Source organism: Streptomyces nanshensis, from assembly GCF_001751255.1.
Classification (GTDB): Bacteria; Actinomycetota; Actinomycetes; order Streptomycetales; family Streptomycetaceae; genus Streptomyces; species Streptomyces nanshensis_A.
This window is the reverse complement of sequence record NZ_LJGW01000657.1, coordinates 1-4,638: the sequence shown is the minus strand read 5'-3', so window position 1 is coordinate 4,638 and position 4,638 is coordinate 1. Positions and strand designations below refer to the sequence as shown.

The 4,638-nt window shown below is 72.1% G+C and carries 4 protein-coding genes; all 4 read left to right on the top strand.

All coding sequences use genetic code 11. The annotated features are described in order from the left end of the window. A partial coding sequence (locus AN218_RS31050) for a phosphotriesterase family protein (protein ID WP_079132781.1) occupies positions 1–791 on the top strand: 791 nt, incomplete at its 5' end. 4 nt (positions 792–795) lie between these two features. After that, a complete protein-coding gene (locus tag AN218_RS31045; RefSeq protein ID WP_070020362.1) occupies positions 796–1,563 on the top strand; it encodes a metallophosphoesterase in 768 nt (255 codons plus the stop codon). Between the two features lie 163 nt (positions 1,564–1,726). Beyond that, a complete protein-coding gene (locus AN218_RS31040) occupies positions 1,727–2,458 on the top strand; it encodes a siderophore-interacting protein (protein ID WP_070020361.1) in 732 nt (243 codons plus the stop codon). A gap of 184 nt (positions 2,459–2,642) precedes the next feature. Then, on the top strand, positions 2,643–4,556 hold the full coding sequence (locus tag AN218_RS31035) for an acyl-CoA dehydrogenase family protein (RefSeq protein WP_079132780.1): 1,914 nt from the start codon (positions 2,643–2,645) through the stop codon (positions 4,554–4,556). Positions 4,557–4,638 lie beyond the last annotated feature (82 nt).

Genomic DNA, 4,638 nt, shown 5'->3' with positions numbered 1-4,638 from the left:
CGGGCGGCGGGTCGGCCGTGCAGTGGACGCCGTACGGCATGGGGCGCTGCGCGGGCGCGCTGGCCGAGGTCGCCCGGCGTACGGGGCTGCATCTGGTGGCTGCGACCGGGCTGCACCAGGCCGTGCACTACATCGGTCAGAAGGCCGGCTACGGGTGGCCCGCCCGCACCGGCGGCCCCGGAAGCGAACGCGCCGATCTCGCCCGGCTGTTCGTCGACGAGCTGACCGACGGCATCCGCGGCAGCGTCTGCGGCGAGGGCCCGCGCGCCGGACTGATCAAGGTGGCCGGAAGCCGCGACGTACTCGACGCCCATGCCACCCGCACCCTGCACGCCGCCGCCGAGGCCCATCACGCCACCGGAGCGCCCGTCGCCGTCCATCTGGAGGGCGGCACCGCGGCGCACGACGTGTTGGATCTGCTCTGCGAGCGCTGCGGCGTGCCGCCGCACCGCGTCCTGCTGGGCCATCCCGGCCGGCTCCCGGACCCGGAGCTGCACCTTCAACTCGCCCGCCGCGGCGCCTGGTTGGTCTTCGACGGGCCCTCCCACGCCCACCGTGCGACCGATCCACGGCTGACGGACTCGCTGACGGCCCTCGTCGGGCACGGGCACGCGGACCGCGTCCTGCTCGGCTCCGACACCACGACGGCTGCGGCGCTCGCCGCACCCGGCATGCGCCGTCTGCCGGAGGTCCTTCTGCCGCGCATCACACGGGAGTCGGGCGCCGAGACCGCGTCCCGCATCTCCGTACGCAACCCCGCCCGCGCCTTCGCGGTGGACTGGAAGGAGTGAGCGCTTGTTCGTCTTCGCGCACATCAGCGACATCCACATCGGCCAGGACCGGGGCGACGGCGGCGCCCGCGCACTGGAGCGCGCCGAGCGGGTGCTGCGCCGACTCGACGGGCTGCCGGGCGAGTTGGACGCCGTCGTCCTCACCGGCGACGTCGCCGACCACGGCACACCCGAGGAGTACGAGCAGGCCGCGGCGCTGCTGAAGACCTCCCGGCACACCCTGCTGCACTGCCCCGGCAACCACGACGTACGCGGCGCCTACCGCGCCGGCCTCCTCGGCGGCGACCCCGCCGACTCCTCCCCGGTCAACCGCCTGCACCGACTGCCCGGCGCCACCTTCGCGATGTGCGACTCCAGCATCCCCGGCCGCGGCGAGGGCCGCCTCGACGACGCCACCCTCGCCTGGCTCGACGACGCCCTCACCGAAGCCCCGGACGACCGGCCCGTGTTCGTCTGCTTCCACCACCCGCCGCTGCCGCTGTACGGCCAGTACGTCGATCCCATCCGGCAGTTCGGGGAGGAGCGCCTCGCCGCCGTCGTCGAACGGCACCCGCGGCTGGCGGCGCTGCTGTGCGGGCACAGCCACACCCCGGCCGTCACGACGTTCGCGGGGCTGCCGCTGGTGGCCGCGCCGGGCGTCGTCTCGACGCTGCGGATGCCGTGGGAGGGCGAGCAGGAGGGCCCGCTCGACTTCGCCCTGCCGCCGATGCTCGCGTTCCACGTCCTGGACGGTGAGGGCCGTCTGACCACGCACTTCCGCGTCGTGCCCTGACGTGCGTGCGGTGCGCCGAGCCGCCAACGTCCGTACGGGAGGCCCGCGTTCGGCCCGGGGCTTCCCCGTACGTCCACCATTCGTTAGGTTAGGCTAACCTAACGAAGCTCCCGCTCCGGGAGACCTTCGTGCAGCGCGGCTCACCCCAGCAGGGAGGCGGAAGGTGGCACGGGTCCCGAGGTTCCTCGCCGACTACACGCAGCGCCGTGGATTCACCACCACCGTGGTGTCCGCCGAGCGCCCCTCGCCGGGACTGCTGCGCGTCACCTTCGCCGGCGAGGACCTGCGGACGCGGGAGTTCTCGCCGTGCGACGTCACCGCCTTCCGCGTCGCCGCGAACGACTTCCGCCACTACACCCCCGAGACCCCGGACCCCGACGCCGGCACGGCCACCGTCCTCTTCCACGACCACGGACGCCACGACGCCCCCGGCCTCCGCCTGATCGAGTCCCTCGAACCGGGCGCCGAACTCGACTGGTGCGGCCTCGCCTCCGCACGCGGCTTCCGCTGGACCTCGCCCCGCTCCGCCCTCGTCATGGGCGACGCCAGCACCCTCGGACTGATGGCCGCCATGGCAGGCCGTGCCGAGGCCGAAGGGTCACGGCTCCTCGCGGTGACCGAAGTGCACGAGCCCGACGCGGAGTACGTACGGAAGCTGCTGCCCGACGCCGTCGTCCTCCTGTCCGCCGAGGAGGAGGGGGCCGCGCTCGACGCGTGGCTCGTGGGCACACCGGCGAAGGAGGAGATCCGCCGGCTCGCGCCCGAGGCCGTGTATCTGGCCGGGCACGGCGGCTCGATCCAGCGGCAGCGCCAGGCCCTGCGCACGCTGCACGGCCTGGACCGCCGCACGATCCGCACCCAGCCCTACTGGGCCACCGGGAAGACGGGGCTCTAGAGGGCACGCACGGAACGCGCGAAGCACACGCCGCGGGAGGCGCGCTGAGGCCGTCCTGCCGGGACACTGGTACGCATCGGATGAACCGGGTACATACGAGCGAGTAGCACCGGCCGGTAGTGCGCGGCGCCGCAGGAGCGCCGCACGGCGATCACTGTCCCTACCACGCGGCGAGATGAGTGAGATGACTGTCTCCGAGCGCGAAGCCCGAGAAGTAGCCGAGGCCGCACGCGAACAGGACTGGCGCAAGCCCAGCTTCGCCAAGGAAATGTTCCTGGGCCGCTTCCGGCTGGATCTGATCCACCCCCATCCGGAACCGGACGCCGAGGACGTGCAGCGCGGCGAGGAGTTCCTCACGAAGCTGCGCGACTTCTGCGAGACGAAGATCGACGGTGCCCGCATCGAACGTGAGGACCGCATCCCCGACGAGGTCGTCACCGGTCTGAAGGAACTCGGGGCGCTCGGCATGAAGGTCGGCCCCGAGTACGGCGGCCTCGGTCTCACGCAGGTCTACTACAACAAGGCGCTGGCGATGATCAGCAGCGCGAGCCCCGCGGTCGGGGCGCTGCTCTCGGCCCACCAGTCGATCGGGGTGCCGCAGCCGCTGAAGATGTTCGGCACCCAGGAGCAGAAGGACGCCTTCCTGCCGCGCTGCGCCCGTACGGACATCTCGGCGTTCCTGCTCACCGAGCCCGACGTCGGCTCCGACCCGGCCCGGCTGGCGACGACCGCCGTACCGGACGGGGACGACTACGTCCTGGACGGCGTGAAGCTGTGGACGACCAACGGCGTCGTCGCGGACCTGCTGGTCGTCATGGCCCGGGTGCCCAAGTCCGAGGGACACCGGGGCGGCATCACGGCCTTCGTCGTCGAGGGCGGCTCCGAGGGCGTCACCGTCGAGAACCGCAACAGCTTCATGGGCCTGCGTGGTCTGGAGAACGGCGTCACCCGGCTCCATCAGGTCCGCGTACCGGCGGCCAACCGCATCGGCGCGGAGGGCGAGGGCCTCAAGATCGCGCTGACGACTCTCAACACCGGTCGGCTCTCCCTTCCGGCGACCTGTGTGGGCGCCGGCAAGTGGTGTCTGAAGGTGGCCCGCGAGTGGGGCGAGGCCCGGGTGCAGTGGGGGCGTCCCGTCGCGAAGCACGAGGCGGTCGGCAGCAAGATGTCCTTCATCGCCGCCACGACGTTCGCGCTGGAGGCCGTCGTCGACCTCTCCAGCCAGATGGCCGACGAGGAGCGCAACGACATCCGCATCGAGGCCGCGCTCGCCAAGCTCTACGGCAGCGAGATGGCCTGGGAGATGGCCGACGAACTCGTCCAGATCCGCGGCGGACGGGGCTTCGAGACGGCCGAGTCCCTCGCGGCGCGCGGCGAACGCGGCGTCCCCGCCGAGCAGTTGCTGCGCGATCTGCGCATCAACCGCATCTTCGAGGGCTCGACGGAGATCATGCACCTCCTCATCGCCCGCGAGGCCGTCGACGCCCATCTCTCGGTCGCGGGCGATCTGATCGACCCGGACAAGACCCTCTCCGACAAGGGACGCGCCGCCGTCTCCGCGGGCAACTTCTACGCACGCTGGCTGCCCAAGCTCGTCGCCGGTCCCGGCCAACTGCCCGGTACGTACGCCGACTTCGGCGAACTGGCCGTCCATCTGCGCTACGTCGAGCGCACCTCGCGCAAGCTGGCACGCTCGACCTTCTACGCCATGTCGCGCTGGCAGGGGCGCATGGAGACCAAGCAGGGCTTCCTCGGGCGGATCGTGGACATCGGCGCGGAGCTGTTCGCGATGAGCGCCGCGTGCGTACGGGCGGAGAAGCTGCGGCGCGACGCCCTGAGCAGCGTGCCCGACGGCAAGGCGCCGTACCAGCTCGCTGACGTCTTCTGCCGGCAGGCGAAGGTCCGGGTCGAGGAGCTGTTCGGCAGGCTGTGGCACAACACCGACGACCTGGACCGCAAGGTCGTACGGGGCATCCTCGACGGCGCGTACACATGGCTGGAGGACGGCGTCATCGACTCCTCCTCCGAGGGGCCGTGGATCGCCGAGGCGGTGCCCGGCCCGTCCACGAAGAAGAACGTGCACAGGCGCATCGGCTGAAGGCCCCGGACAGAAGGCACCGGACGGAAGGCCCCGGACCCACGCGGGAGGGGGTGGGCGCCCGGCGTGCAGAGCGCGCCGG